19 protein-coding genes are annotated in these 23,256 nt (G+C 71.6%); 10 read left to right on the top strand and 9 right to left on the bottom strand.

Annotation, left to right across the window (positions count from 1 at the left end):
- Positions 1 to 3 precede the first annotated feature (3 nt).
- Positions 4 to 372, bottom strand: coding sequence for a DUF3037 domain-containing protein (locus ACH4T9_RS30560; RefSeq protein ID WP_387025561.1), 369 nt, complete (start codon positions 370 to 372; stop codon positions 4 to 6).
- Positions 369 to 1,127, bottom strand: coding sequence for a HipA family kinase (locus ACH4T9_RS30555; RefSeq protein ID WP_396674803.1), 759 nt, complete (start codon positions 1,125 to 1,127; stop codon positions 369 to 371). The genes ACH4T9_RS30560 and ACH4T9_RS30555 overlap by 4 nt, the downstream gene beginning before the upstream one ends.
- 206 nt (positions 1,128 to 1,333) lie before the next feature.
- Here ACH4T9_RS30555 and ACH4T9_RS30550 point away from each other — a divergent pair, with 206 nt between their 5' ends.
- Positions 1,334 to 2,488, top strand: coding sequence for a winged helix DNA-binding domain-containing protein (locus ACH4T9_RS30550; protein WP_396674801.1), 1,155 nt, complete (start codon positions 1,334 to 1,336; stop codon positions 2,486 to 2,488).
- A 19-nt stretch (positions 2,489 to 2,507) separates the two neighbouring features.
- On the opposite strand, the gene ACH4T9_RS30545 is transcribed toward ACH4T9_RS30550, so the two are convergent.
- Positions 2,508 to 2,807, bottom strand: coding sequence for a hypothetical protein (locus tag ACH4T9_RS30545; protein WP_396674799.1), 300 nt, complete (start codon positions 2,805 to 2,807; stop codon positions 2,508 to 2,510).
- 56 nt (positions 2,808 to 2,863) lie between these two features.
- Between ACH4T9_RS30545 and ACH4T9_RS30540 the strand changes: the two genes are divergently transcribed.
- Together ACH4T9_RS30540 and ACH4T9_RS30535 are read left to right on the top strand one after the other, a co-directional pair.
- Positions 2,864 to 3,208 (top strand): UTRA domain-containing protein, encoded by a 345-nt coding sequence (locus ACH4T9_RS30540; protein ID WP_396674843.1) that lies wholly within the window; start codon positions 2,864 to 2,866, stop codon positions 3,206 to 3,208.
- Between the two features lie 1,682 nt (positions 3,209 to 4,890).
- Positions 4,891 to 8,790 carry a S8 family peptidase gene (locus ACH4T9_RS30535; protein ID WP_396674797.1) on the top strand — a complete coding sequence of 1,300 codons (3,900 nt, stop codon included), beginning with the start codon at positions 4,891 to 4,893 and terminating at the stop codon, positions 8,788 to 8,790.
- A 1-nt stretch (position 8,791) separates the two neighbouring features.
- Here ACH4T9_RS30535 and ACH4T9_RS30530 read toward each other — a convergent pair whose 3' ends face one another.
- The 4 genes from ACH4T9_RS30530 to ACH4T9_RS30515 form a co-directional block, all read right to left on the bottom strand.
- Entirely contained in the window at positions 8,792 to 9,856 is a 1,065-nt protein-coding gene (locus tag ACH4T9_RS30530; RefSeq protein ID WP_396674796.1) for a MerR family transcriptional regulator, read from the bottom strand.
- Complete coding sequence (locus ACH4T9_RS30525) at positions 9,850 to 10,536, bottom strand: HEAT repeat domain-containing protein (protein WP_396674842.1); 687 nt, start codon at positions 10,534 to 10,536, stop codon at positions 9,850 to 9,852. The genes ACH4T9_RS30530 and ACH4T9_RS30525 overlap by 7 nt, the downstream gene beginning before the upstream one ends.
- Positions 10,537 to 11,283: 747 nt before the next feature.
- Positions 11,284 to 11,703: an SgcJ/EcaC family oxidoreductase gene (locus tag ACH4T9_RS30520; RefSeq protein ID WP_396674794.1), complete on the bottom strand. Its 420-nt coding sequence runs from the start codon at positions 11,701 to 11,703 to the stop codon at positions 11,284 to 11,286.
- 338 nt (positions 11,704 to 12,041) lie between these two features.
- Entirely contained in the window at positions 12,042 to 13,562 is a 1,521-nt protein-coding gene (locus ACH4T9_RS30515) for an N-acetylmuramoyl-L-alanine amidase (protein WP_396674792.1), read from the bottom strand.
- A 367-nt stretch (positions 13,563 to 13,929) separates the two neighbouring features.
- Between ACH4T9_RS30515 and ACH4T9_RS30510 the strand changes: the two genes are divergently transcribed.
- The 5 genes from ACH4T9_RS30510 to ACH4T9_RS30490 all read left to right on the top strand — a co-directional run bounded on the left by ACH4T9_RS30510 (position 13,930) and on the right by ACH4T9_RS30490 (position 16,912).
- The gene (locus ACH4T9_RS30510) at positions 13,930 to 14,511 is read left to right on the top strand and encodes a TetR/AcrR family transcriptional regulator (RefSeq protein WP_396674790.1); all 582 of its coding nucleotides are present in this window, start codon (positions 13,930 to 13,932) and stop codon (positions 14,509 to 14,511) included.
- The gene (locus tag ACH4T9_RS30505; protein ID WP_396674789.1) at positions 14,508 to 14,873 is read left to right on the top strand and encodes a VOC family protein; all 366 of its coding nucleotides are present in this window, start codon (positions 14,508 to 14,510) and stop codon (positions 14,871 to 14,873) included. Before ACH4T9_RS30510 ends, ACH4T9_RS30505 begins: the two co-directional genes overlap by 4 nt.
- Positions 14,874 to 14,996: 123 nt before the next feature.
- Complete coding sequence (locus tag ACH4T9_RS30500) at positions 14,997 to 15,575, top strand: DsbA family protein (protein ID WP_396674788.1); 579 nt, start codon at positions 14,997 to 14,999, stop codon at positions 15,573 to 15,575.
- Positions 15,576 to 15,620: 45 nt separating this feature from the next.
- Positions 15,621 to 16,322, top strand: coding sequence for a VOC family protein (locus ACH4T9_RS30495; RefSeq protein WP_396674786.1), 702 nt, complete (start codon positions 15,621 to 15,623; stop codon positions 16,320 to 16,322).
- 314 nt (positions 16,323 to 16,636) lie between these two features.
- On the top strand, positions 16,637 to 16,912 hold the full coding sequence (locus ACH4T9_RS30490; RefSeq protein ID WP_387025537.1) for a hypothetical protein: 276 nt from the start codon (positions 16,637 to 16,639) through the stop codon (positions 16,910 to 16,912).
- 432 nt (positions 16,913 to 17,344) lie between these two features.
- On the opposite strand, the gene ACH4T9_RS30485 is transcribed toward ACH4T9_RS30490, so the two are convergent.
- Together ACH4T9_RS30485 and ACH4T9_RS30480 are read right to left on the bottom strand one after the other, a co-directional pair.
- Positions 17,345 to 18,043 carry an HAD family hydrolase gene (locus ACH4T9_RS30485; protein ID WP_396674840.1) on the bottom strand — a complete coding sequence of 233 codons (699 nt, stop codon included), beginning with the start codon at positions 18,041 to 18,043 and terminating at the stop codon, positions 17,345 to 17,347.
- A 146-nt stretch (positions 18,044 to 18,189) separates the two neighbouring features.
- Positions 18,190 to 20,916, bottom strand: coding sequence for an MGH1-like glycoside hydrolase domain-containing protein (locus ACH4T9_RS30480; RefSeq protein WP_396674784.1), 2,727 nt, complete (start codon positions 20,914 to 20,916; stop codon positions 18,190 to 18,192).
- A 42-nt stretch (positions 20,917 to 20,958) separates the two neighbouring features.
- Between ACH4T9_RS30480 and ACH4T9_RS30475 the strand changes: the two genes are divergently transcribed.
- Together ACH4T9_RS30475 and ACH4T9_RS30470 are read left to right on the top strand one after the other, a co-directional pair.
- Entirely contained in the window at positions 20,959 to 22,902 is a 1,944-nt protein-coding gene (locus ACH4T9_RS30475; RefSeq protein ID WP_396674783.1) for an amylo-alpha-1,6-glucosidase, read from the top strand.
- 139 nt (positions 22,903 to 23,041) lie between these two features.
- The coding region (locus ACH4T9_RS30470; RefSeq protein ID WP_396674781.1) for a glycogen/starch synthase at positions 23,042 to 23,256 on the top strand (215 nt) is incomplete at its 3' end.

Genomic DNA, 23,256 nt, shown 5'->3' with positions numbered 1-23,256 from the left:
CGGTCAGCGGACCAGGGCGTCCAGCAGCCGGTCCAGCTCCGTCGCCGGGTCGGCGGTCAGCCCGGTGTGCACCGGGCTGGTCTGGATCATCGTGCTGCGCGGCGCGGCCAGCCAGCGGAACCGCTCCCCGCGCTTCATCCGCCCCGACGGCCCGTCCCCGGCACACGTCCGGTCCCAGGAACCCAGCGCCGCCGCGACCTCGGCCAGGTCCACGTCCGGCGCGAGGGCCCGGACCCGGTCGGCGTCCAGATGGGTACGCGCCGCGAGGAAGTCCCGCCCCTGGCAGTACAGGATCACCCCGACGTTGATCTGCTCGCCGCGCTCGATCCGGGGCACCAGCCGGATCACCGCGTACTCGAAGGGTTCTCTCACGCGGGGCTCCCCTGCGGCAGCCAGTCGGCGGTGCGCGCGACCCGGCGGGTGAGGTGGTCGACGTACGCGGCGCGGGCCGCGTCGGCGGAGTCGAAGTCCGGCCCGGCCAGCCAGGCGTCGGGGACCAGGGCCAGCACCTCGGCCAGCAGCCCGGGGGTGACCCGGGGCGTCAGGTCCGCGTCCGCCTCGGCGAGCCGACTCGCGTACGGGGCGAGCACGTGGTCGTCGGCCCGGTACGCCCGGTGCACCGCCGCCTCGGCGCGCGGCCAGTTGTGGTGGAAGTACAGGCAGGCTCCGTGGTCGATCAGCCACAGCTCGCGGTGCCAGATCAGCAGGTTGGGGTTGCGCCAGCTCCGGTCGACGTTCTCGGTGAACGCGTCGAACCACAGCACCCGGGACGCCAGCGCCGGGTCGACCGGGTGCGCCACCGGGTCGTAGCCGAGCGCGCCGGGCAGGAAGTCCATCCCGAGGTTCGGCCCGCCGCTGCCGCGCAGCAGCTCCTGCACCTCCTGGTCGGGCTCCGCCCGGCCGATCACCGGGTCGATGTCGAGGACCACCAGCCGGGGCACCGCCAGCCCGAGCCGGCGGGCCAGCTCACCGCAGATCACCTCGGCGACCAGCGCCTTCGGCCCCTGCCCCGCGCCCCGGAACTTCGCCACGTACGTGCCGAGGTCGTCGGCCTCGACCACACCGGGCAGCGAACCGCCCTCGCGCAGTGGGGTGACATACCGGATCCCGGTGACCTGACGGAGCACGAGCCCACCCTAACCGGGCCGGCACGGGGGCGACCGTACGGGCACGCCCCGCAGCTCACGGCGTACACCAACTCCAGCGCGTCGTCCCCGGTCCACCGCCACGCGTCGGCCAGCAGGTCCAGACTGAGCCGGGCGCGCGGACCCGGCGGGGTGTCGGCGCCCGGCCCTATGCTGACCGCCGACCCGGACGGAAGGCGGCTGACCACGTGGCAACGAGCGGCGCGAGGACACGTACGGCGGCACCTGCCGGGTCGGCGGCACTGACCGGCGCGGAGGCGCTCGCGCTGCGGACGACCAGCCTGCTGCTGCGCCCCCACCCCACCGCCCGGCCCACCGACGTGGCCGGCGTGGTCGAGTGGTTCGGCGCGATGCAGGCGCAGGACGTGGCGAGCGGCCTGTGGTCGCTCGGGCTGCGGCTGCCCGGCTGGACGCAGGCCGACGTGCGCGAGGCGCTGGAGCGTCGGGAGGCGCTGCGCACCTGGCCGATGCGCGGCACCGTGCACCTGGTGCCGGCCCGGGACGCCCGCTGGATGCTGGAGGTGACCGGGGTGCGCATCCTGGACGCCGCCGGGCCCCGGCGGGCGAGCCTCGGCCTCAGCCTGGAAGACGCCGACCGGGCCGCCGACGTGCTCGGCGAGGCGCTGGCCGGCGGCGTCCGGATGACCCGCTCGGAGTGCCTGGGCACGCTCAACGCGGCTGGCTTCGACACCACCGAGCAGCGCGGCTACCACCTGATCTGGTACGCGGCCCAGCGCGGCGTCACCTGCATCGCCCCGCACGTCGGCACCGAGCAGACCTTCGCCCTGCTCGACGAGTGGGTGCCCGACCCGCACCGCCCCGATCGCGACGAGGCGCTGGGCATCCTGGCCCTGCGCTACTTCCGCAGCCACGGCCCCACCACCCGGAAGGACTTCGCCGGCTGGACGGGCCTGACCGCCGCCGATGCGAAGCGGGGCATCGCCGCCGCCGGGGCGGCGCTGACCACCGTGACGGTCGACGGGGTCGAGTCGGTGGTCGATCCGGCCCTGCTCGACGCGCCCCGGGAGCCGGTCGACGACGTGCACACCCTGCCCGGCTTCGACGAATACCTGCTGGGCTACAAGGACCGGTCGCTGATGCTCGACGCGGCGCACAAGCAGGCGATCATCCCCGGTGCCAACGGGGTCTTCCAGTCGACGGTGGTACGCGGCGGCCGGGTGGTCGGCACCTGGAAGCGGACACTGACCAAGACGAAAGTGAAGGTCGCGGTGCGTCCGCTGGTCGACCTCGACGCGGACACCCGGGCCCGGGTCGACGCGGCGCTGGAGGCGTACGCGGCGTTCGTCGGGCTGCCGCTGGCCGTCGACTGGGCCGCCGCCTGACCCACCGTGTCCGGTGTGGTCATTGCCGGGTCAGTCCGACGGTGGCGGCGAGGCGGGCCACGTCGGCGGCGGTGGGGCCGGCGCGGAGCACGGCGGTCAGCGCGGTGCGGGCGGCGGGGCGGGTACGGGTTTCGGCGGGGGCGATGCGGTCGGCGGTGACCAGGGCTCGGCCGGCGACGCGGGGGTCGCCGAGGTCGAGGTGGGCGCGGGTGATGTCGATGAGGTGGGCGGCCCGGTGCTCGGCGGGGAGCAGGTGCCAGGTGTCGTCGCCGGTGGCCTGTCGGTGGGTGGTGACGACGCAACACGGTCCGCGACGCAACCGCGTTGCTGGTCAACGAGGGCTTGGTGCACAGGGTTCCGGGGCGCGGCGGCGGCATGATCCGTCCGAAGGAAGGTCACCCTGACGATCCAGTCGCTCTCGCCCGACCTCGCCGAACGGCTCCACGTCGAGCCCGACTCGGTCGCAGTGCCGAACGGGGTCACGAGCAGACGGCCTTCTACGACGAGTACGTCTCGCGGATGCCAACGCCCGAGGAGACGAGGCTGCTCGGGTTGCAGCCCGGCACGACGATCCTGCTGCACATCCGCACCGGCTACACCGAGCAGCGCCCCGTGCGGGTGTCCTTCAACGTGTTCGCCGGCGACCGCAACCAGATCGTCACCACCCACGGAGACGTGCGCATCATCGGCAGATTCCGTCCGGAGGAAGCCCCCGAATGATCATCACGCCGGCCCGGCTGCGAGATGTCGACGTCATCACGAGCTGGCGGCGCGAGCGTGTGGCGTGGGAGGCGGCACGACCCGCTCCGGAACCGTGCCAGGCCGCACCACACGCGTCCGGCGGCCCGAAGTGCTCGACCCTCTCGTAGTCTCGTCATCGACACCGTGCCTGCCCGCCAACGCGTCCGCCGACAGCATGCCAAGGAAACGTAAAGAACGTGTGGAGAAGATCCTGCATGTCAATGGCCTGGCGCTGCCCGCCGTGCTGACCGGACTACTTCACGTTGGCCGTTGGCGGCACCCAGGTAAGGACGTTCAGCATCGAATGGATACGCCGCGAGAGCAGATCGCTCACCCTGTTTGCCGAAGGCCCGCCCTCCTCGGCCTCGGCGGGTAGGAGGCTGGCTGAGCCCGGCCATCGCGCCGCTGGCTGAGGTAGAGCACGACCGCGTACCGGCACGTCGCGTCGAGGCTCAAAGCCAACCCATGCGGCCGAGGACAGCCAGTCAGGATCGGCGGGTGGAGCGATCACGACACTATTCGCCAACGCTGATTCTGGCTGCCGTCGCACATGCCGTAGGTGACCTGCTGGCCGGGGCCGTGGGAGGTCAGACCCCGGGGCCCCGGCAAAGTCGTGAGGTTCTCCGGCTTGGCAGGCACCCGGGGATGCGCGCGCTGCCGGCATCATCGGCCCCTGCCGGGGCGGCCTTTACCGGGTCGGCCTGCCCTGCATTGGTCCCTATGGAGCTGCCCCGTTCGTGCGGTCGTTGGAGTGGGAGCACAAACGGGGCAGCTCCATAGGGGCCGAAGGGGCAGGTCCCCGACCGGGTGGGGGCATTTGTCAGGTCGCCGCCCCGACTACCCGGCGCACGGGGCGACACGGGGCGGCGCAGCAGCGGCCTCCCGGGCATTTGGGCGAAATGTGGAACAGCTGAGGTTCGGCGGAACCAAGGCCCCGGCCCCCGTACGGCGCACCACTACCAGGAGCGCCATTTCCGACGGCACGACTGACCACGCGGGAGATCTTGGTAAAAAACGGCCCCCGGAGGGGCCAATTCCTTCCATGATCTCCGGCCATCCTGAGATGCGGAACGGGATTCCCGGAAGGTGGATGCACTTCGGGCAGAATCGGACACCTCGCGACTTTGCCGGGCCGTGGGAGGTCAGACACCCGCTCGAGTTCCCATTGTGGAGCTGACGTTTCACCGAGTCGTAGACCTACCCGAAGACATTCCGCTGCTGGCCGGCGACAACCAAGCCCATTACTGTTCAGCCCGCCCCGAGGGTGACGGCGAGTGCGTGATCGTCGTCCCGGGCCGGGCCGACGCGACTCGGGCCGCGCTCCGGGCCGCAACCGGCGAGGCCCCGCACCGAAGCGATGGGCGACCCTGCGCCTCCCGGTACGACGCTCGGCCGGCCGGCCCAACCGGGTCGACTCGACGCCCATCCGGAGCCGGCCCGATCCCGCCAACATCGACACCACGCCGGAACCGGTTCCGTAAACCGACTTTTCCACCGTGGAAGCTTCGGATGCATCCGGTCCGCCACGAACCAGCCGTGATCATCATTTATCCAGAGTGGATCATAAAAGAGGCCACCCTACCTGGGAAAACGTTAAAGATAGATCTTCACAGTGCCGGCGCGCTGCGGTAGCTTCAGGCCACTTTGCTAGGAGGCTGTCAATGTCTGCTGCGCGGTTCACCCGTGCTCTCGCCGCCGCCGTCACCGGCACGGCTCTGGTCCTGACCTCAACCCACCCAGCGCTCGCCGAACCGTCCACACCGGACGGTCCGCCACCCCCGACAGCCCCGTCGGCCCCACGACCCGAACCGGGAGAGATCGGCACGCACCGCGTACCGCTGCTCACCGGCGACACGGTCACCGTGAACACCGGTGCCGACGGCCGATCGACGTACGCGGTCGACGCCGCCGACGATCCGACCCGGTCCGCCACGTTCACCGTCCAGGGCAGCGGCGACGACCTGTTCGTCATCCCGTCCGACGCGGCACCGTACGTGACCTCGGGTTTCCTGGAGCGCGACCTGTTCAACGTCCGCGAACTGGTCCGCCAGGGAATCACCGGCACCGCGAAGACCCTGCCGGTGATCGTCACCTTCCAGGGCGACCCGGCCGCCAAGACCCTGAGCCGACAGGCCGACGCGCTACCGGCCAGCGAGAACAAGCGCACGTTGGCCAGCATCGACGGGGCGGCGCTGAGCGTCTCGACGGCGGATGCCGGGGAGTTCTGGAACGCGCTCGCCCCGGCCACGCCCGACCGCACCGGCCGCGCCGCACTCGGCAGGAGCGTCGAAAAGGTCTGGCTGGACCGCAAGTTCAAGGTCGACCTGGCCGAGAGCGTGCCCCAGATCGGCGCCCCCGCCGCCTGGGCGGCGGGTGTCACCGGGACCGGTGTGAAGGTCGGTGTGATCGACACCGGCATCGACCCGACCCACCCGGACCTGTCCGGCAGCATTGCCGGCATCGCCAACTTCACCGGCGAAGCGGACGGCGTCGACCACCACGGCCACGGTACCCACGTGGCCTCCACGGTGGCCGGCACCGGTGCCGCCTCCGACGGACGGTACCAGGGTGTGGCACCGGGCGCCCAGGTGCTCTCGGCGAAGGCCCTCGACAGCAGCGGTTTCGGGCAGGACTCCTGGATCATCGCCAGCATGGAGTGGGCCGCCGCACAGGGGGCCGCCGTGGTCAACATGAGCCTGTCGGCGCCCGTCACCACCGACGGCACCGACCCGATGAGTCAGGCGGTCGACTCGCTGACCGCCTCCACCGGCACGCTGTTCGTGGTCGCCGCCGGCAACAACCAGGGTGACCTCTCCATCGGTAGCCCCGGCGCGGCGAACACCGCGCTGACCGTCGGCGCGGTCGACAACCGGGACGTACTCGCTTCGTTCTCCAACCGCGGTCCCCGCTACGGCGACGCCGCGGTCAAGCCGGAGATCACCGCGCCGGGCGTCGAGATCGCGGCGGCCCGCGCGGCCGGCACGTCCCTCTGGCCGATCGTGGACGGGCAGTACACCAGGGTCAGCGGCACCTCGATGGCCACGCCACACGTTGCCGGCGCAGCCGCGCTGCTCGCCCAGGCCAACCCGGACTGGACCCCGGCGCAGCTCAAGGACGCGCTGGTGACCACCACCAAGGCCGGCGCCTACTCGTGGTGGCAGGGCGGCACCGGGCGGCTCGACGTTCCGCGCGCCCTTCAGCAGCATGTCTACGGCTCGGCCACGGTCAACGTGGGCAGGATCGCCGACGGCACGCAGGCACCGATCGAACGTAAGGTCGCCTACACCAACGCCGGCGACGCTCCGGTCACGCTCAACCTCGCGCTGGACGTGAAGGCGTTCGACGGCAAGCCGGTGCCCGCCGGTTCCGCCACGCTCTCCGCGACCAGCGTCGTCGTCCCCGCGAGGGGTGCCGCTGAGGTGACGTTCACCGTGGACCCCAAGGCCGGCCCGACCGGTGGGTACGGCGGTCTGCTGCTCGCGAGCACCGCCGACGGCTCGGTGTCGGTGCGGACCGCGCTGTCCTGGTACAAGGAGACCGCGATGCAGCCGGTGACCATCCGGCTCATCGGGTCCAGGGGCGACACGCCGCGCCCGCAGACGGTGGGCGCGATCCGGGTCGACAATCCGGTCGACAACGACCCGATGACGCTCCCGGCGTACTACGAGAACGTCCGCGACGGTGTCGTGACGATGCGCCTGCCGGTCGGGGTGTACGACATCCAGGTAGCGATGATGGAGCACGAGGAGGACGTCCGGCGGGCGACGCTGATGACCGAGACCGAGGTGCAGGTCAACGCGCCGACCGAGGTGACGTTGGACGCCCGCACGGCGGTCAACGTCCGGCCGCCTACGGCTGCCCCGACCGACATGCCGAGCGTCAGCTACGGCACCCTTCGCGGGTTGGCCGACGGCTCGGTGCTGCCCTTCGCGATGCTCATCGGCGGCGGCCAGTACGAGGGCTACGCCACGCCGACCAAGCCGGTGAAGATCGGCTTCTTCGAGTTCCACAACCAGTGGACCCTGTCCGAGGCGCTCGTGGACCTGCGGGTGCGGGGCGGGGGCCGGCTCGCACCGGACTACGACATGCTGTCCGCCAGCAGTCACCTGAACGGCAAGAAGCGGAACCTGCCGATGGTGTTCGCCGGTGCCGGTAGCCCGCAGGAACTGGCCGCGGCCGGCGTCAAGGGCAAGGCGGCGCTGATCCGGATCCAGATCCCGACGGACATGGAGTGGCCGTGGCGACACGCGTACGCGCAGAACGCGGCGCGTACGGCACGGGACAACGCGGCAGCCGCCGGGGCCGGGCTCACCCTGATCTATGTGGACGTCGCGAGGGCTCCCGCGCTGCTGGGCAACCTCGTGCCGAGCACCGGCACGATGCTCGCCCTCACCCTGTCCCGCGACGAGGGTGAGTCGCTGCGCAGGCGCGGCAAGAGCACCGTCACCCTGGGCGGCACCAGCGGCCCGTCGTACGTCTACCACCTGCGTCGGGACCACCCCAACGGCGTGCCGGGCACCCCGGAGCGGCCGGTGGACCCGAAGGCGATGGTGAAGCTGAAGACGACCTACCACGCCGACAAGCCGCTCATGGTCGACTCGATCTGGGGCGCGCTGGGTCCGAGGGACCCGTGGTCATCGCAGAGCACCTGGCGGTTCCCCGGCCCGACCGCACGTACCGAGTACGTCGGTGAGGGTGACCACCTGCAGTGGCTGCGGTACATCGTGCAGGTGGGCAAGACCCAGGCGGGCGGGGAGGAACAGTTCTGGTGGACCTCGGACGACTACTTCCGGGCGGGCACCCGCAGCCGGGACGAGTCGTGGTTCGCCGCGCCCATCCGGGTCGGGGCGATCGAGGTCACGTCCCCCGTGGTGCGGGCGAACACCTGCGGGTTCTGCCGGGACGGCGACACCTTCCTCGCCGGGCAGTACTGGCTGGACGGCACCCCCGGGCACAGCATGGTCGCCTCCACCGCCAACAGCACCTGGAAGCTGACCCGGAACGGCGTGGTGATCCCACCGCTGACCACGTCCCCGCGCCGGTTCCAGCTACCGGCCGGGTCGGGCGTCTACCGACTGGAGACCACGGACACCGGCTACGGGCTCAGCTCGGTCCAGACCCTCGCCCCCCGGGTGGACTCCGTCTACACCTTCCGCTCGGCGACCCCGACGAAGGGCACCCCTGCCGGGTACATCTGTCCGATCGGCACCGGCTCGTGCGCGTTCCAGCCGGTGCTGCAGCTCGACTACGACCTTGACCTGGACCTGAACAACCAGGCCAAGGCCGGCCGGGGACACCAGTTCACGATCACCGCGGCCGCGCACGGGCTCACCCCCGACAGGTCGAGGGTGAAGGGGATGTCCGTCTCGACGTCGACTGACGGTGGGGCCACCTGGCAGGCCGCGCGGGCGGTGCCGATCGGCGGCGGGCGGTTCAACGTCCGCACCGTTCACCCGGCGTTGTCCAGCACGGACGGCTACGTCTGGCTGAACGTCAACGCCTGGGACGCCGACGGCAACCGAACCGAGCAGACCGTCCAGCGGGCGTACGCCCTCCGGTAGCTCACCGTGGTGGGGCGCGGTCGGATCCTCCCGTCCGCGCCCCACCCGGACCTTCAGCCGTTGGACCGCTCTTCGTCACTCCCACGAGGGCCGAGGCGATGAGGGCGACAGCCCGATCATCGTCATGGGCCAGTTGCCGCAGGACGTCCTGCGCGATGGTCGCCGGCATCTCGGCTAGTGCCTGGGTCAGGCGTATCCGCACCGCAGAGTCCGCAGGGTGTGCGGCGAGCTCGTCGACCAGTGCGCTCATGATCCGGTCCCCGTACCCGGGGTCCAGTGACAATGCTCCCAGGACCTCGGCCGCCTCGACGTCGTTCGCGCCCTCGACCACCATGCCGACGAGTGTCGGCACGGATGGGGTCGCGCCACGCGCACCCAATGCCAGAGCAGCATGCCTGCGCACCGTCTTATCCGAGTCCCCGAGTGCGTCCGCGAGCACCGCGGACGCCTCGTCACCGGGCATCTCGGTGATCGCCAGGACCGCGCGCCGCCGGATGTCGACGTCCTCCGAATACACGCCGGACGTCACGCTCGCCACACCGCCACCGCCCGCCCGCGCGAGGGCCCACCGCAGGGCGCCGGCGACGTTCGGATCGGATTCGGCGAGGACCGCCCCAGCCAGCAGCTCGGTGGGAACCGGCACGTCCTCGGCCGGGGCCAGGACGGCCTGCTGTCGGCGCGCGGCACTGGGCGAGTTGAGCCCGTGCAGAAGCTCGACGATGCGCAGCACGCCCTGCCAGCCGGAGGGTACCGAGGCATCGACCGTACGGAGTCGATCGAGTAGCTCCTGTTCCCGCTTCAGTCGGTCTTCGGTCCGTCGGATGAGGTCGCCGACCAGTGCGGACGGCGCGAAGGCGGGATCCTCCAGAGCGCGTCCGATCTGTCGCAGCGACAATCCCAGGGACCGCAGGCTCTCCACGTGGTAGATCCGGCGAATGTCCTCGGCGGAGTACTCGCGATAGCCGCCCACGGTGCGGCCTGTTGGTCGCACCAGCCCGAGCGAGTCGTAGTGCCGGAGCATCCGGGTACTCACCCCCGAGCGGCGTGCCACCTCGCCGATCAGCACGCTGTTCCCTCGGCCCGTTCCGGGCCGAGGGCGACGATCCGTTTCGCCTCGTCGACGGCTGGGTCGAAACCGGCATCCGGGTCGCGCAGGAGCCGCTCCGTGGCGCGGGCATGCGCACGCACCGTCGGGTCGCCACTCGCCAGTCCCGTATGCAGGGCCGGCTCGATCACGTCTCCGAGGGCGACGAGTGCTCGGCTGAGACTCAGTTGCACATTCCGGTCGCCGCGACCGAGTTGTGCGGCCAGCTCCGCGGCCAGCCCTTCCTGTCCCCCGGCGGGCACGAGGACGACGGCCGCACGCCATGCGCTTCGCGCGACCTCGTCGTCGGCGTCGTGCAGCAACGACCGCGTGATCGCGGGCCATGCGCTCCCGTCCCCGATCTTGGACAGCGTATGCAACGCCTGGCTTCGGGCCTGAGCGCGCTCGGAACGGAGCTCCGCGCGGAGTCTGGGCACCGTGATCTCCGGCGGGAGGCGGGTCAACGCCCAGGTGAGCATGTCGCGTACGAAGAAGTCCGGCTCGATCGCGCACCGTGCCACGAGCGCATCGAGGAGGCCGGCGTCGGCGTGCGTGCCAACGGCCAGAGCCGCCTGGAGCCGCGCCGACGAGTCTCCGGCGCCCAACGCGTCGGGCAGACGCGTGTCCGGTGAATTCCTGTATGTCGAGTTGACGGGGACCACCTCCTGCACCCAGTGAAGACCTTGTCACGGTGTCAACGTCAAGTGCAGGATGCCCGGGCAGGGCCCCGGCAGGTTCGCGGAGTGTCCGATCCCGTCCGAAGCTCATCCATCCTCCGGGAATCCCGTTCCGCTCCTTGCGGATGACCCGAAATCCTGGCCAGGGCCTCGGTCTCACCGGTCCTCAGCCATATCCCTCTCCCGCGCATGCCCTGGGAAGGCCGCCGCTACGCCGCCCCATCCCGCCCCGCACACCGGGCAGTCGGGTAGAGCGGGCCGACGAATACCCCCACCCGGTCGGGGACCCACCCTCCGGTCCCTATGGAGCTGCCCCGTCCACGCTCCCACTCCACCGACCGCACAAACGGGGCAGCTCCATAGGGACCAACGTAAGGCAGGCCGACCCGGTAAAGGCCGACCAGGCTGGGGCCGATGGTGTCGGCAGCACGCGCATCCCCTGGGGCCGGCCGCATCAGCGAGGCGTCGATCTGGGCGCGCGCCAACTGTCCGGTACGGATGAACCTGGCACGCCCGGTCGCCCGCGACCTGCGGTGGTGCCAGGTAGCTCGGACGGTCCGGCCCGATGTTGTCCGGACCTACTTGGCGCTTTCTGTGATCCTCAAGGTCACTCAGCGCCGCAGCGTTCCGGCGCTGAGTGACCTGTCTCATTGAATCTTGCAGAGGTGGAGCCGATGAACTGCGGAGTGACAGGCTGCTTGCAGAGTTCGCCGGGTGTTTGTCAGTGGGCGTTCAGCGGATCGGTGTCGTCTGCGCCAGGGCAATGCGCCAGTCGTCGCCCCTGCGGGTCATGACGTAGGTCATGATGCCGGCCAAGGGCAGCTCGGATGAGTCCTCCGCCTCGGGCCGTTCGTCGTAGATCGTCTTTGTCAGGCTCACGATGGCGACGTCGGGGGTGGCGAACCGGATGTCGTTGACTTCCAGCACGGTCCGGATGTCCTTGAGCGGGGAGGAGAGCGCTTCGGCCATGGCCGAAGCGAAGGACTCGCGCCCGAAGAGGCGCCGCCCGGCGAGGTTGATGAGCACCAGGTCGGAGGTGTGCAGGGCGGGCAGTACGTCCGGGTCGATCTGCGCCTCCTGGGTCCGCGCGACGAGTTCGCGGATCCTCTTCTCGTCGTCGTTGGTGGGGGGAGTGGAGTTCGTGGTGTCCATGGGGACAACCTAGAACCTCAACTTAGGTTGAGATCAACTCCTCGGGCCACCCTCACCCGGACTGGACCACCCGCTGGACCAGATAGCCCGGACTGGGCCACTTTCACCCGGACGGGACACCAACGAGCGCGTAATCGCATCTGATCGAACAGGCGCCGGTCAGACCAAGACGGAACGATCATTACGAGAAGACGTCCACACTCGGGGGTTACCCCTGGGCAGTTGCCGTTGCGGTAGTCAGGAAAGGTCCCCTGCTATCAAAATCCGATAGCAGGGGACCTTTCCTTGCGCACATCGTTGCCGCGCTGGGGCCCCGTCCGGGCTGCCGCGCTGCCGCGCTAGACGCGGGTGATGCGGATCGCGTCGGCGATCACGTAGCCGGTGCTACCGGACCAACGGCTGATGCCCACCTTGTTGGCGTCCCCGGCGGCCAGGGTGAAGTTGCCCAGCGAGCGCCATCCACCACCGTTGGCTGCCTGGTTCACGTTGACCGTCTGGTTGCCGCTGCTGGTCGCCACGATGTACGGCGTGGTGGCGTTGTAGCCGGCGACGGCCGGGTACCAGACCTCCACCCGGTAGGTGGCGGTGGCCGGGATGTTCACCTTGTACCAGGCGGCGTCGCTGGCCGCGACCGGGTTGGCGTACCGGTAGTCGGCGCCGTAGCGCTGCGACGAGTACGACGAGGTGCTCCAGTTGGCGCTCGCGGTGAACCGGCCGGCGGTGTTGTTGTCCACGATGGTCGACCAGGTCGGCGGGGGCGTGGTGGTGCCGGTGACGAGCTGCATGTAGTAGGTCCAGTTCCAGTTCGGACCCGGGTCGGTGTGCGTGGCGCCCGGCACCTGGTTGTGACCGATGATGTTGCTGCGGGTCTTCGGGATGCCGTACTTGTCGCACAGGTGTCGCGTCAGCGCGGCCGATGACCGGTACATCGCGTCGGTGTACCAGGAGGCGTTGTCGACGTAGCCCTCGTGCTCGATACCGATCGACTGGGTGTTGTAGGTCCAGTTGCCGGCGTGCCAGGCGACGTCCTTGTCCCGCACCATCTGGGTCACCGCGCCGTCGGAGGAACGGAGCAGGTAGTGGGCGCTGGTGCCGGCCGCTGCGTTCTGGAACCAGCTGATCGAGCCGGCGTAGCTGCCCTGCATGGTGTGGATGATGATGTAGTTGATCGGGTACGACGACTCGCGGCTGGAGGCCGTGTAGTTGGACGAGTTCGCCGCCACCCAGGCCGCCGGGCCGTAGTCGGTGCTCTGGGTGCCCATGTCGGCGGTGCCCAGCGGCGCCACGTTGGCGTAATCGCCCCGCTGGGGCGCGACCGGACGGCCGTCCACGGTGACCTGGCCGGCGGCCGTGGTCGCGCTGAAGCCGCGGCCGAGCAGGTCGTACACGGCGTCGGCGTACAGCCGGGCGGTGGCCTTGTCCGACGAGCCGCCGTAGCGGGCGATCAGGCCGTACCACTGGTTGACGTCGTCGCGCTGCTTCGCGGTGAGCCCGGCCTGATCGGCGTACGAGCGGAGCACCGCCGCCGCGCCGGCGACGTTCGCCGCGTCACTGGTGCGCAGTTCGGTGCGGTCCAGTCGGGCCCGGCGCGCGGCCTCGTCGAGGGTCCGCACCTTCGGGTTGCTGGTCAGGTGCATCACGCCGTACCCGCCGGAGGCGCTGGGCTCGCCGTTGTGACCGTCCAGCCGGGTCTCCGCGTACCCGAGCGCGGCGAGCAGGTCGCGCGGCACGTCGGAGCGGGCCGAAGCCTGGTCGAAGGCGGCAGCGAGCGTCTCCGCGCCCTGCTGCGGCGCGGCCTGGGCCGGCTGGCTGGTCAGGCCGATCATCAAAATCGCTGCGCCGCCGAGCAGTTGGCTCACCCGACGCGAGGGTCTCCGAACAGTCACCGTCACTCCTCGTCGACTACAAAGGGCGACTGCAATCATGTCGCCCGGGTCGCCGCACCATATAGCGCGACATCCATCTATGTCGAGACCTTGCATCGGGCTTGATGATGATGAAGAATTCCTTCATTTCGCGGACGTCGGGACAACAGCGGCGTGCCGCCCGGGCACACCGCCAGCCGGGCAGGACCGGCTCGCCGGTCGGCCCGGTGGCGACCATCCGGAGCTGAACCAGAGTGGCGCGACCTTGCCGGAGTGAGTCCTCACTCCCTAGCATGGGGGTATGACGGAGACACCGGCCCGGCGCCGAGCACCGGGAATGAGTCCGGAGCGCCGACGCGAGATGATCGTGGCGGCGGCGCTGCCGCTGCTGGTCGAGCATGGCGCCGCGGTCAGCACCTTGCAGATCGCGAAGGCGGCCGGGATCGGCGAGGCGACAGTCTTTCGCGCCTTCGCAGACAAGGACGAGTTGTTGGACGCCTGCGTGACGGCGGCTCTGCGCAATGATCACGTCCTGGCCGAGCTCGACGCCGTACCGCTGGATCAGCCGTTGGCCGCCCGGCTGGCCGAGGCCGCGGCGACCCTGCATGCCTATCTGAAGCGGATGGGTGCGGTGACAGACGCGGTGCACGCGGCCGGCCGTCGAGGCCAGCGCGGCGAGCCGCGTGATCGCAGCGCGACCGGCGACCGGGCGACCGCGACCGGGCGCACCCATCAGGCCGTGGTCCGGCTGCTGGAACCCGATCGGGCCGCGCTGCGACTGCCCGTCGAACAACTCGCCGTCATCTTCCTCGGCATGCTGTTCGGCCGGCGGGGAACGCCCGGGGGCGCCGAGACCCGGATCGAGACGCTGGTCGACGTGTTCCTGCACGGCGTGGTGGACTCCGCGGCCGACCCCGCTGTCATCGCCGGAGGAAGCGCATGAGTATCACGCTGAACCACACCATCGTGCCCGCCGTCGACAACGAGCAAGCCGCCGTGTTCTTCGCCGGCATCATGGGGCTGCCCTACTCCGGCAGGGTCCGCCACTTCGCGCCGGTACGGGTCAACGAGCAGCTCACCCTCGACTTCATGACCGTCGACCAGCCGGTCGGCCTGCACCTGGCCTTCGACGTCGACCCGGCAACGTTCGACCAGATCCTCGCCCGGCTGCACGCCGGCGGCGTGCCCTATGGCAGCGAACCCGACGAGCCCGGCAACGGCCGCACCGATCACGCGCTGAGCGCCCGCGGCCTCTACTTCAGCGACGACGCCGGCAACCTCTACGAACTCATGTCACCTGCGTGATCCTCCGCTACCGGCGACGCCGGTGGTGGTCTTGAAGCGGTCCGGGCGACCAGGCCACCCGTCCCGGCGTCGGGGCGACCGTGGCCCGCTGCGGTCCGGCCCGTCCCGCCGTACGCTCGGCCGATGGACGCCACCTTCTTCTTCGACCCCGCCTGCCCGTGGACCTGGCGCACCTCGCGCTGGCTGGTGGCCGTGGCCGACGCCCGCAAGCTGACCGTCGAGTGGCGGTCGTTCAGCCTGGCCATCCTCAACGAGGGGAAGGTGGCGCCGCAGTTCGCCGAGGCGATGGCCGCCTCCGGCCGGGCGCTGCGGCTGGTGGAGGCGCTGCGCGCCGAGGGCCGCGGCGACGACGCCGGCCGCTTCTACGCCGAGCTGGGCGGGCGCACCCACGACGCCGGCAACCCGCTGTCGGACAGGCTGGTCGACACGGCCGTGGAGGCGGCCGGCCTCACCGCCGCCGCGCCGGCCCTCGACGACGACCGCTGGGACGAGGCGGTACGCGAGTCGCATGCCCTGGCGTACTCCTCGGCGGGCCCGGACATCGGCTCGCCGGTGCTGACGGTGCCCGGCGCGGAGCGCGGCATCCACGGCCCGATCCTGACCGAGGTCCCCGGCGCCGACGACGCGCTGACCGTGTGGGACTCGCTGCTGCCGCTGCTGCGGCTGCCGGCCTTCCACGAGATCAAACGCGGTCGCCGCTGACCGGTGCGGACGGTGGGCGTCGGACCCGGCCGGCATGATGGCCGGATGATCGCGCGCTTCAAGGACCTCTGCATGGACGCCAACGACGTTCTCGGGCTGGCCGGCTTCTGGGCCGGTGTGCTCGACGGCGAGGTGGTCGACACCGGCGACGGGGACGCCCGGGTCGACCCCCGGGGCGGCCCCGGCGCCGAGTCGATCTGGGTCAACCGGGTGCCCGAGCCGCGCGTCGCCAAGACCCGGGTGCGTCTCGACCTGCGGCTGGCCGGGCCGGAGCCGACGGAGCTGCTGGCGGCCGGGGCCCGGCTGGTCCGCGAGCCGGACGTGGAGGTGAGCTGGTGGGTGCTGGCCGACCCGGAGGGCAACCAGTTCTGCGCCTTCGCCCCCCGGGAGGGCTCCCGCCCGGGGGCGTTCGAGCTGGTGGTGGACAGCGCCGACCCGGTCGCCCAGGCAACCTGGTGGGCGGGGATCGTCGGCGGCCGGGTGGGGACCACCGCGGAGGGCGTCGCCTCCGTCGTCGGCGCGGCGGGCTTCCCCTGGGACCACTGGGTCTTCGACCCGGTGCCGGAGCGCAAGCGGGTGAAGAACCGGGTGCACTGGGACGTCGACCTGACCGGCCCCGACGCCACCCGGCTGATCGCCGCCGGTGCGACGCTGCTGCGCGAGCCCGACGCCGACATCGGCTGGTGGGTGCTGGCCGACCCGGAGGGCAACGAGTTCTGCGCCTTCGCTCCGCGCCCCAGGCCCTGAGCGCCCACCCGGCGGCAGGAGCGTTCCGACACGGGGCCGGCGATGCTGCCCAGCGTCCGCCGGATGGACCGGCATTTCCCCAGCGTTCTCCCCACTCGGCCGCCAGCGCGTCGCCGTCGAGGTCCAGATGCCTCCGGCCGGACCCTGCCTGCCCGATCGGTGGGTAATCGAGCGATCCCCCCGCTGCCGGTCCACCGGTTGGGCAGGATCGTTGACGACGAGGATCTCCTACCAGGTACGGGTGGCCGCCGTGCCGGCCGTGGTTTGACCGACGCCCGCGGTGGGGTACCGCGACGCCGACGAAGGGAGCGCCGATGTCGGAGCCACATGTCACGCTCGACCCGAGCGGGCTCGACCCCGTGCAGCAGAAGTTGCGGGGCCCGCTGGAGGATCAGCTGACCTCGGCGCTGCAAGCGGCCACCGAACGGATCCGGGTCAGCTACGCGGGCGAGCCGGTCGAGCAGGTCTGCCAGCGGCTGCTGGACGAGACCCGGTCCGGGCTGCACCCGGACATCGCCGCCGGCTTCCGGCCGGACATGGACGAGTTCTGCCGGGTGGCGGTGGCGATCGTCCGGGGCGAGATCTCCTGAACCACGGTCGCCGGCCCGCGACCGGCGGCGTCGGCCCGCCGGGTCGGCTCGGGTCAGGACCGGGTCCGCAACTCCCCGGCCCTGACCCACCAGCCGTCGTCCGGCAGGCAGCGGAATCCGCCGCGACGAGCGCGCGGGCGCGACACGCCGCCCACGCCGGGCTCAACGCGGCGAGCCAGCCCGCCCGCACCTCAGCTCCGCGGTGCTCCACCGCCGGACTTCGGCACGCTCCCGACTCACCCCGACGAGCCGCGAGCGCCGGCCAAGGCTAGGTCCGTCGCCACAGGTCGAACAAGATTTCCCACCGCCAGGCGGGGATGATTGATGTCAATGCCGAATACCGGCATGTCCCCGTAACACGGTCAGCGGTCCCGGCGCTTTACCCACCGGGAGCGGGTCCGTCCGGCTGGTTCGCGGAAGCCGGACGAGGGCTCAGAAGTGCCGGAGCAGTTCCGGGAAGGCGGCCAGCCGGAGCACCCCGGCGTCCGTCGGGTCGAGGTCGTCGTGCTCCAGTACCCAGGTGTTCTCGTTCGGGATGAACACGGCCCGCATCCCGGCCGCCCGCGCCGGCAGGATGTCCGACCTCGGGGAGTTGCCGATCATCCAGGCGGCGGCCGGGTCGAAGCCGTGCTCCCCGAGCAGCCACCGGTAGGTCTCGGCGTCCTTCTCCCGCACGATGTGCGCGGCGTGGAAGTGGTGCAGCAGCCCGGACGCGTCCAGCTTGCGCTGCTGCTCCTCGCGGTCGCCCTTGGTGAGCAGCAGCAGCCGGTGCCGCCCGGCCAGCGCGTCGAGCGTTTCGGCGACCCCGGGCATCAGCTCGACCCGGTGCGCGACGAGCGCCTCGGCCAGTTGGTCGATCTCCCGACGCTCGGCGTCGGTGGCGGGACGCTCGCGCAGCTGCTCCATGCACTCGCCCAGGCTCCGCAGGAAGACCTTGCTGCCGTACCCGTGGGCGACGGCGTTGGCACGCTCCACGTCGTCGAGCACCTTCCGGATCTCGACCCGGTCGAGCGTGGGGTGGTCCAGCCAGTCGAGGAAGTCGTCGATCACCCGCTCGAACAGCACGTTGTTCTCCCACAGCGTGTCGTCGGCGTCGAAGACCATCACCTGCGCGCCCCGGCGCCGTCCCATGGCGTGTCCCATGTTCTTCCCTCCCGCATAACCCGGGACACCGTACTGCCGGCGCGGGAACGGGGCATGCCGGTTTACGCCGCAGAACGGGTACCGCCAGGAGACGGACCCGCGACGGGACGGACGGGCCGGAGCCGGTCGGTGGGTCAGCGGCGCAGGGTGAGGATCAGGTCGGCGACCAGGGCCGTCCAGCCGGTCTGGTGCCACGCGCCCAGGCCCGCGCCGTTGTCGCCGTGGAAGTACTCGGGGAAGCAGATGAGGTCCCGCCAGTCCGGGTGGGTCTGGAAGAGCTGGGCGGCCCCGTAGATCGGCCGCCGGCCCCAGTCGTCCCGGGTGAACAGCGAGATCAGCCGCGCGGAGAGGTCGTCGGCGATCTCGTCGAGGGTGTGCTTCACCCCCGACCGGGTCGGGTACTCCACCTGGAGGTCGTCGCCGAAGAACGCGGCGTAGTCGCGCAGCGCGCTGATCAGCAGGAAGTTGGTCGGCATCCAGATCGGGCCGCGCCAGTTGGAGTTGCCGCCGAACAGGCCGCTGGTCGACTCGGCCGGCTCGTAGCCGACGCTGAACTCCTGCCCGCCGAGGGTGACGGTGAACGGCTTGTCCAGGTGGGCGCGGCTGAGCGTGCGCAGGCCGTACTCGGAGAGGAACTCGTCGGGGTCCAGCATCCGGGCCAGCAGCCGGACCACCTGCTCCGGGCCGACCATGGACAGCAGCCGCTGCTGGCGGCCGTCCGGGCCGATCCGCCGGGCGCCGATCACGCCGGCGTACTCGGGGCGGTTGGTGAGGAACCAGCGCAGCCGGGCACCCAGTTCGGGCAGCCGGTGCAGGGTGCGCGCGGTGAGCCGGGTGGTCGCCGCCAGCGGCAGCAGCCCGACCACCGAGCGGACCTTCAGCGGCACCTGGCTGCCGTCGGCCAGCCGCAGCACGTCGTAGAAGAACGCGTCCTCGTCGTCCCACAGCCCCTGCTCGTACGCGGCGGCGGCGATGTAGGCGAAGTGTTCGAAGAACTTGGTGGCGGTGTCGGCCCAGGTGGGGTCGTGTTCGGCCAGGACGATGGCGATGTCGAGCAGGTTGAGCGCGTACATGCCCATCCAGCCCGTGCCGTCGGACTGCTCCAGCGTCCCGGCCACCGGCAGCGCCGCCGAACGGTCGAACGGGCCGACGTTGTCCAGCCCGAGGAAGCCGCCCTCGAAGACGTTGTTGCCGCCGGTGTCCTTGCGGTTGACCCACCAGGTGAAGTTGAGCAGCAGCTTGTGCATCACCCGGGCGAGGAACTCGTGGTCGCGGGAGCCGTCGATCTCGAACACCTTCAGTGCCGCCCAGGCGTGCACCGGCGGGTTGACGTCGCCGAACGCCCACTCGTACGCGGGGATCTGCCCGTTGGGGTGCAGGTACCACTCCCGCAGCAGGAGCAGGAGCTGCGACTTGGCGAAGCCCGGGTCGACCCGGGCGATGCTCACGCAGTGGAAGGCCAGGTCCCAGGCCGCGTACCAGGGGTACTCCCAGGGGTCCGGCATGGAGATCACGTCGAAGCTGGTCATGTGCCACCAGTGGCTGTTGCGCCCGTGCCGGCGGCCGGCCGGCGGGGGCGCCGAGCCGGGGTCGCCGGCCAGCCACCGCTGCACGTCGAAGTGGTAGAACTGCTTGCCCCACATCAGCCCGGCGATGGCCTGCCGGGCGACCAGCGCCTCGTCGGCCGTGGCGGCGTCCGGCACGACGCTGTCGTAGAACCGGTTCGCCTCGGCCCGCCGGGCCCACACCACCGCGTCGAAGCCGTCGCCCAGGTCGGCCCGGGGCGGCGGCGTCCCACCTGGCGGCGGGACGGTGCGGGTCAGCCGCAGCCGGATCTGCCGTCGCCCGCCGGCGGGCACGTCGAGCACGTAGTGCAGCGCCCCCTTGGTCCCCACCCGGTCCGGGTTGACCGTCGCCGCGCCGTCGACCACGTGGTCGTTGATCCCGTCCTTCGGGTACGGCGAGCGGCCGGGCAGCCCCCAGAGCCGCTCGGCGTTGGTGTCGTTGTCGCACAGCAGCGGGACGGGATCGCCGTCGCCCTCCAGCAGGATCTGGCCGAGCACCCAGTGCTCGCCGACCAGTCGGGCACCGCCGTCCGGGCCGGAGCCGGAGCCGACGATCCGGGGCACCCGGTCACCGCCGGGCAGTCCCCACGCCCAGGTGTTGCGGAACCACAGCGACGGCAGCACGTGCAGCCGCTCGTCGGTGTCCCCCCGGTTGGCCACGGTCACCACGACGCACATGTCGCTCGGGGACGCCTTGGCGTAGTCGACGGTCACCGCCCAGTACCGGTCGTCATCGAAGACACCGGTGTCGACCAGCTCGTACTCGGTGTCGTCGCGACCGCGCAGGGCGTTGACGGCGACCAGTTCGTCGTACGGGAAGGCGGCCTGGGGGTAGTGGTAACGCCAACGCATCCAGGAGTGGGTCGGCGTCGAATCCAGGTACCACCAGTAGTCCTTGGCGTCCTCGCCGTGGTTGCCGCCGTCCCCGCCCAGGCCGAACATCCGTTCCTTGAGGATCGGGTCCCGGCCGTTCCACAGGGCGAGGGCGAAGCAGAACGTCTGCCGGTCGTCGCAGACGCCCGCCATGCCGTCCTCGTTCCACCGGTAGGCTCTGGACCGCGCGTGGTCGTGGGGGAAGTAGTCCCACGCCGTACCGTGCTCGCTGTAGTCCTCCCGTACCGTCCCCCACGCCCGCTCGGACAGATAGGGCCCCCATGCGCGCCAGTCCTGCTCCCCCGAGTCGGCCTGGGCGAGCCGGAGCCGTTCGGCGTCGGGTGCGGACGCGGGTCCATGGGGCACGTCGGTGATCACGTGCCTATCTTCGACGCCGCCGGGGTACTTCACCACAGCGGCCATTCTCGTCGTGGCGTGTTACACCTCGGCGCTGCTGGAGGAAAGTTGATCGACATTCGTTTCGGCCCCCAGGTGTGCGGGGAGCTGACCGGCGGGGCCACCAGGGAGTGGCTGGTCCCTGACGGCCTGGGCGGGTACGCGATGGGCACCGTGAGCGGGCTGCGCACCCGCCGCTACCACGGGCTGCTGGTGGTCCCCGGCCAGACACCGGCGTCCCGCCGGATGGGACTGGTCAGCCTGGACCCGGCGGTCGTCCTCCCCTCCGGGGCCCGGCTGCGCCTCGGCGCGCACGAGTGGTCCTCCGGCGACATCGACCCGCGCGGCTTCGAGCTGCTGGAGGGCTTCGACCTGACCGACGGCCTGCCACGCTGGCGGTGGCGCATCGGCGACGTGGTCATCGAGCGCGAGCTGGCCATGGCGTACGGGCGCTCGTGCGTGGCCGTGGTGCACCGGCTCGTCGCCGGCGGGCCGGTCCGGCTGGAGCTGTCGGCGGCCTGCACCTGGCGGGACGCGCACGGCGAGCGGCGCGCGGACGGCCCGGCGCCCCGGGTCGAGCCGGTGGACGGCGGCGCGGTGGTGGAGGGCGCGTTCCGCCTCGCCGGGCCGGGCTGGGCCCCGGAGGGCCAGTGGTGGGTCGGGGTGCACCACCGCGAGGAGGAGGCGCGGGGCCTGCACCCCGACGAGGACGTGTGGCACGCCGGGCGGTTCTCCGGCGCGCTGGAGCGCCCCGGCGACACGGTGTTGGTGCTGGCCTGGGCCGGCGACCTGGCCGCCGATCCGCCCCCGGCGGAGGAGATCGTCGCGGCGGCCCGGCGACGCAACCGGCGGGTGGTGGCGCGGGCCGCGCCGGCCGACGCGGTCGAGGCCACCCTCGCGCTGGCCGCCGACGCGTTCGTGGTGCGCACCGCCGCCGGCCCCGACGTGGTCGCCGGCTACCCGTGGTTCGGCGCCTGGTCGCGGGACACGATGACCTCCTACGAGGGGCTCTTCCTGAGCACCAACCGGGCCGACGAGGGGCGGGAGCTGCTGCGGGCGTACGCGGCGACGCTGTCGGAGGGGATGCTCGCCAACACCGCCGACACCGGGCAGGTGGAGTACAACACGGTCGACGCGACGCTGTGGTTCCTGCACGCGGTGAGCCGGCACGTCACCGTCAGCGGGGACACCGACCTCGGCGACGAACTGCTGCCCGCGCTGCGCGGGATCGTCGACGCACACCTGGCCGGCACCCGGTACGGCATCGCCGTCGACCCGGCCGACGGGCTGATCACCCAGGGCGGCACCCCGGGCACGGCGCTGACCTGGATGGACGCCCGGGTGCACGGGGTGCCGGTCACCCCGCGCACCGGCAAGCCGGTGGAGGTCAACGCGCTGTGGGTCAACGGCCTCGCGGGGTTGGCCGAGCTGACCGAGCTGGCCGGCTCCGACGCCGCCGAACTGTGGCGGCTGCATGCCCGGGCCACCGCGTCGTTCGTCGCCCGGTTCCCCTCGCCGGTCGGCTGGCTGCACGACGTGGTGGACGCGCCCGCGCCCGCGTACCCGCTGGGTGGGGCGCCGTTCCACGACGACGACCTGCTGCGGCCGAACCAGCTCCTGGCCTGGTCGCTGCCGTACGCGCCGCTGGTGCCGGACGAGCCGACCCTGCGCCGGGTGGCCGCCGGGCTGCTCACCCCGCTCGGGCCGCGCAGCCTCTCCCCCGGCTGCCCCGGCTACGTCGCCCGGCACCGGGGCGGCCCGGCCGAGCGGGACGGCGGCTACCACCAGGGCACGGTGTGGCCGTGGCTGCTCGGGCCGTACGTGGACGCCGCCCGGCGGGCGAAGATGGACGTCGACGGGTTGTTCGCGGGCGTCGACGCGCACCTGAGCGAGTACGGGCTGGGTTCGGTCAGCGAGACCGCCGACGGGGCGGCCCCGCACGGCGCGACCGGCTGCCCGTTCCAGGCGTGGTCGGTGGCCGAGGTGCTGCGCGCCCGGCGGGTCCGCCGGTAACGCTTTACATCCCGGCAACGGTGACGTCTCCGCCGGTTATCCGGCCGGGGACAGGATGGGCCCCGATCCAGGGCGCGTCGGCGGCATCCGGTCTGCGGGTGCGGCCGGCGCGCGCCGGAGCCAACTCCGAGGGGGCCGCATGTCACCTGACGCCGAAGTGATCGATATCCACCCCGCCCGGCGCCAGCGGGTGCTGATGCTGTCCTGGGAGTACCCGCCCGTGCTCGTCGGCGGCCTCGGCCGCCACGTCCACGCACTCTCGGTCGCCCTCGCCGCAGCCGGCCACGAGGTCACCGTCGTCACCCGCCACACCGACGGCGCACCCCACGAGGAGTACGCCGACGGCGTACGCAT

It is taken from the genome of Micromonospora sp. NPDC020750 (genome assembly GCF_044334565.1).
Taxonomy (GTDB): domain Bacteria; phylum Actinomycetota; class Actinomycetes; order Mycobacteriales; family Micromonosporaceae; genus Micromonospora.
Note: the sequence above shows the minus strand (reverse complement) of the source record. Positions and strands in the feature narration are given on the sequence as shown.

Bases quoted from the DNA above. Each gene is read 5' to 3' on its own strand.
- ACH4T9_RS30490 (WP_387025537.1), top strand. From the start codon at position 16,637: ATGTCGGAGCCACATGTCACGCTCGACCCGAGCGGGCTCGACCCCGTG.
- ACH4T9_RS30510 (WP_396674790.1), top strand. From the start codon at position 13,930: ATGATCGTGGCGGCGGCGCTGCCGCTGCTGGTCGAGCATGGCGCCGCG.
- ACH4T9_RS30535 (WP_396674797.1), top strand. From the start codon at position 4,891: ATGTCTGCTGCGCGGTTCACCCGTGCTCTCGCCGCCGCCGTCACCGGC.
- ACH4T9_RS30520 (WP_396674794.1), bottom strand. From the start codon at position 11,703: ATGGACACCACGAACTCCACTCCCCCCACCAACGACGACGAGAAGAGG.
- ACH4T9_RS30505 (WP_396674789.1), top strand. From the start codon at position 14,508: ATGAGTATCACGCTGAACCACACCATCGTGCCCGCCGTCGACAACGAG.
- ACH4T9_RS30485 (WP_396674840.1), bottom strand. From the start codon at position 18,043: ATGGGACGGCGCCGGGGCGCGCAGGTGATGGTCTTCGACGCCGACGAC.
- ACH4T9_RS30495 (WP_396674786.1), top strand. From the start codon at position 15,621: ATGATCGCGCGCTTCAAGGACCTCTGCATGGACGCCAACGACGTTCTC.
- ACH4T9_RS30480 (WP_396674784.1), bottom strand. From the start codon at position 20,916: ATGGCCGCTGTGGTGAAGTACCCCGGCGGCGTCGAAGATAGGCACGTG.
- ACH4T9_RS30540 (WP_396674843.1), top strand. From the start codon at position 2,864: ATGATCCGTCCGAAGGAAGGTCACCCTGACGATCCAGTCGCTCTCGCC.
- ACH4T9_RS30500 (WP_396674788.1), top strand. From the start codon at position 14,997: ATGGACGCCACCTTCTTCTTCGACCCCGCCTGCCCGTGGACCTGGCGC.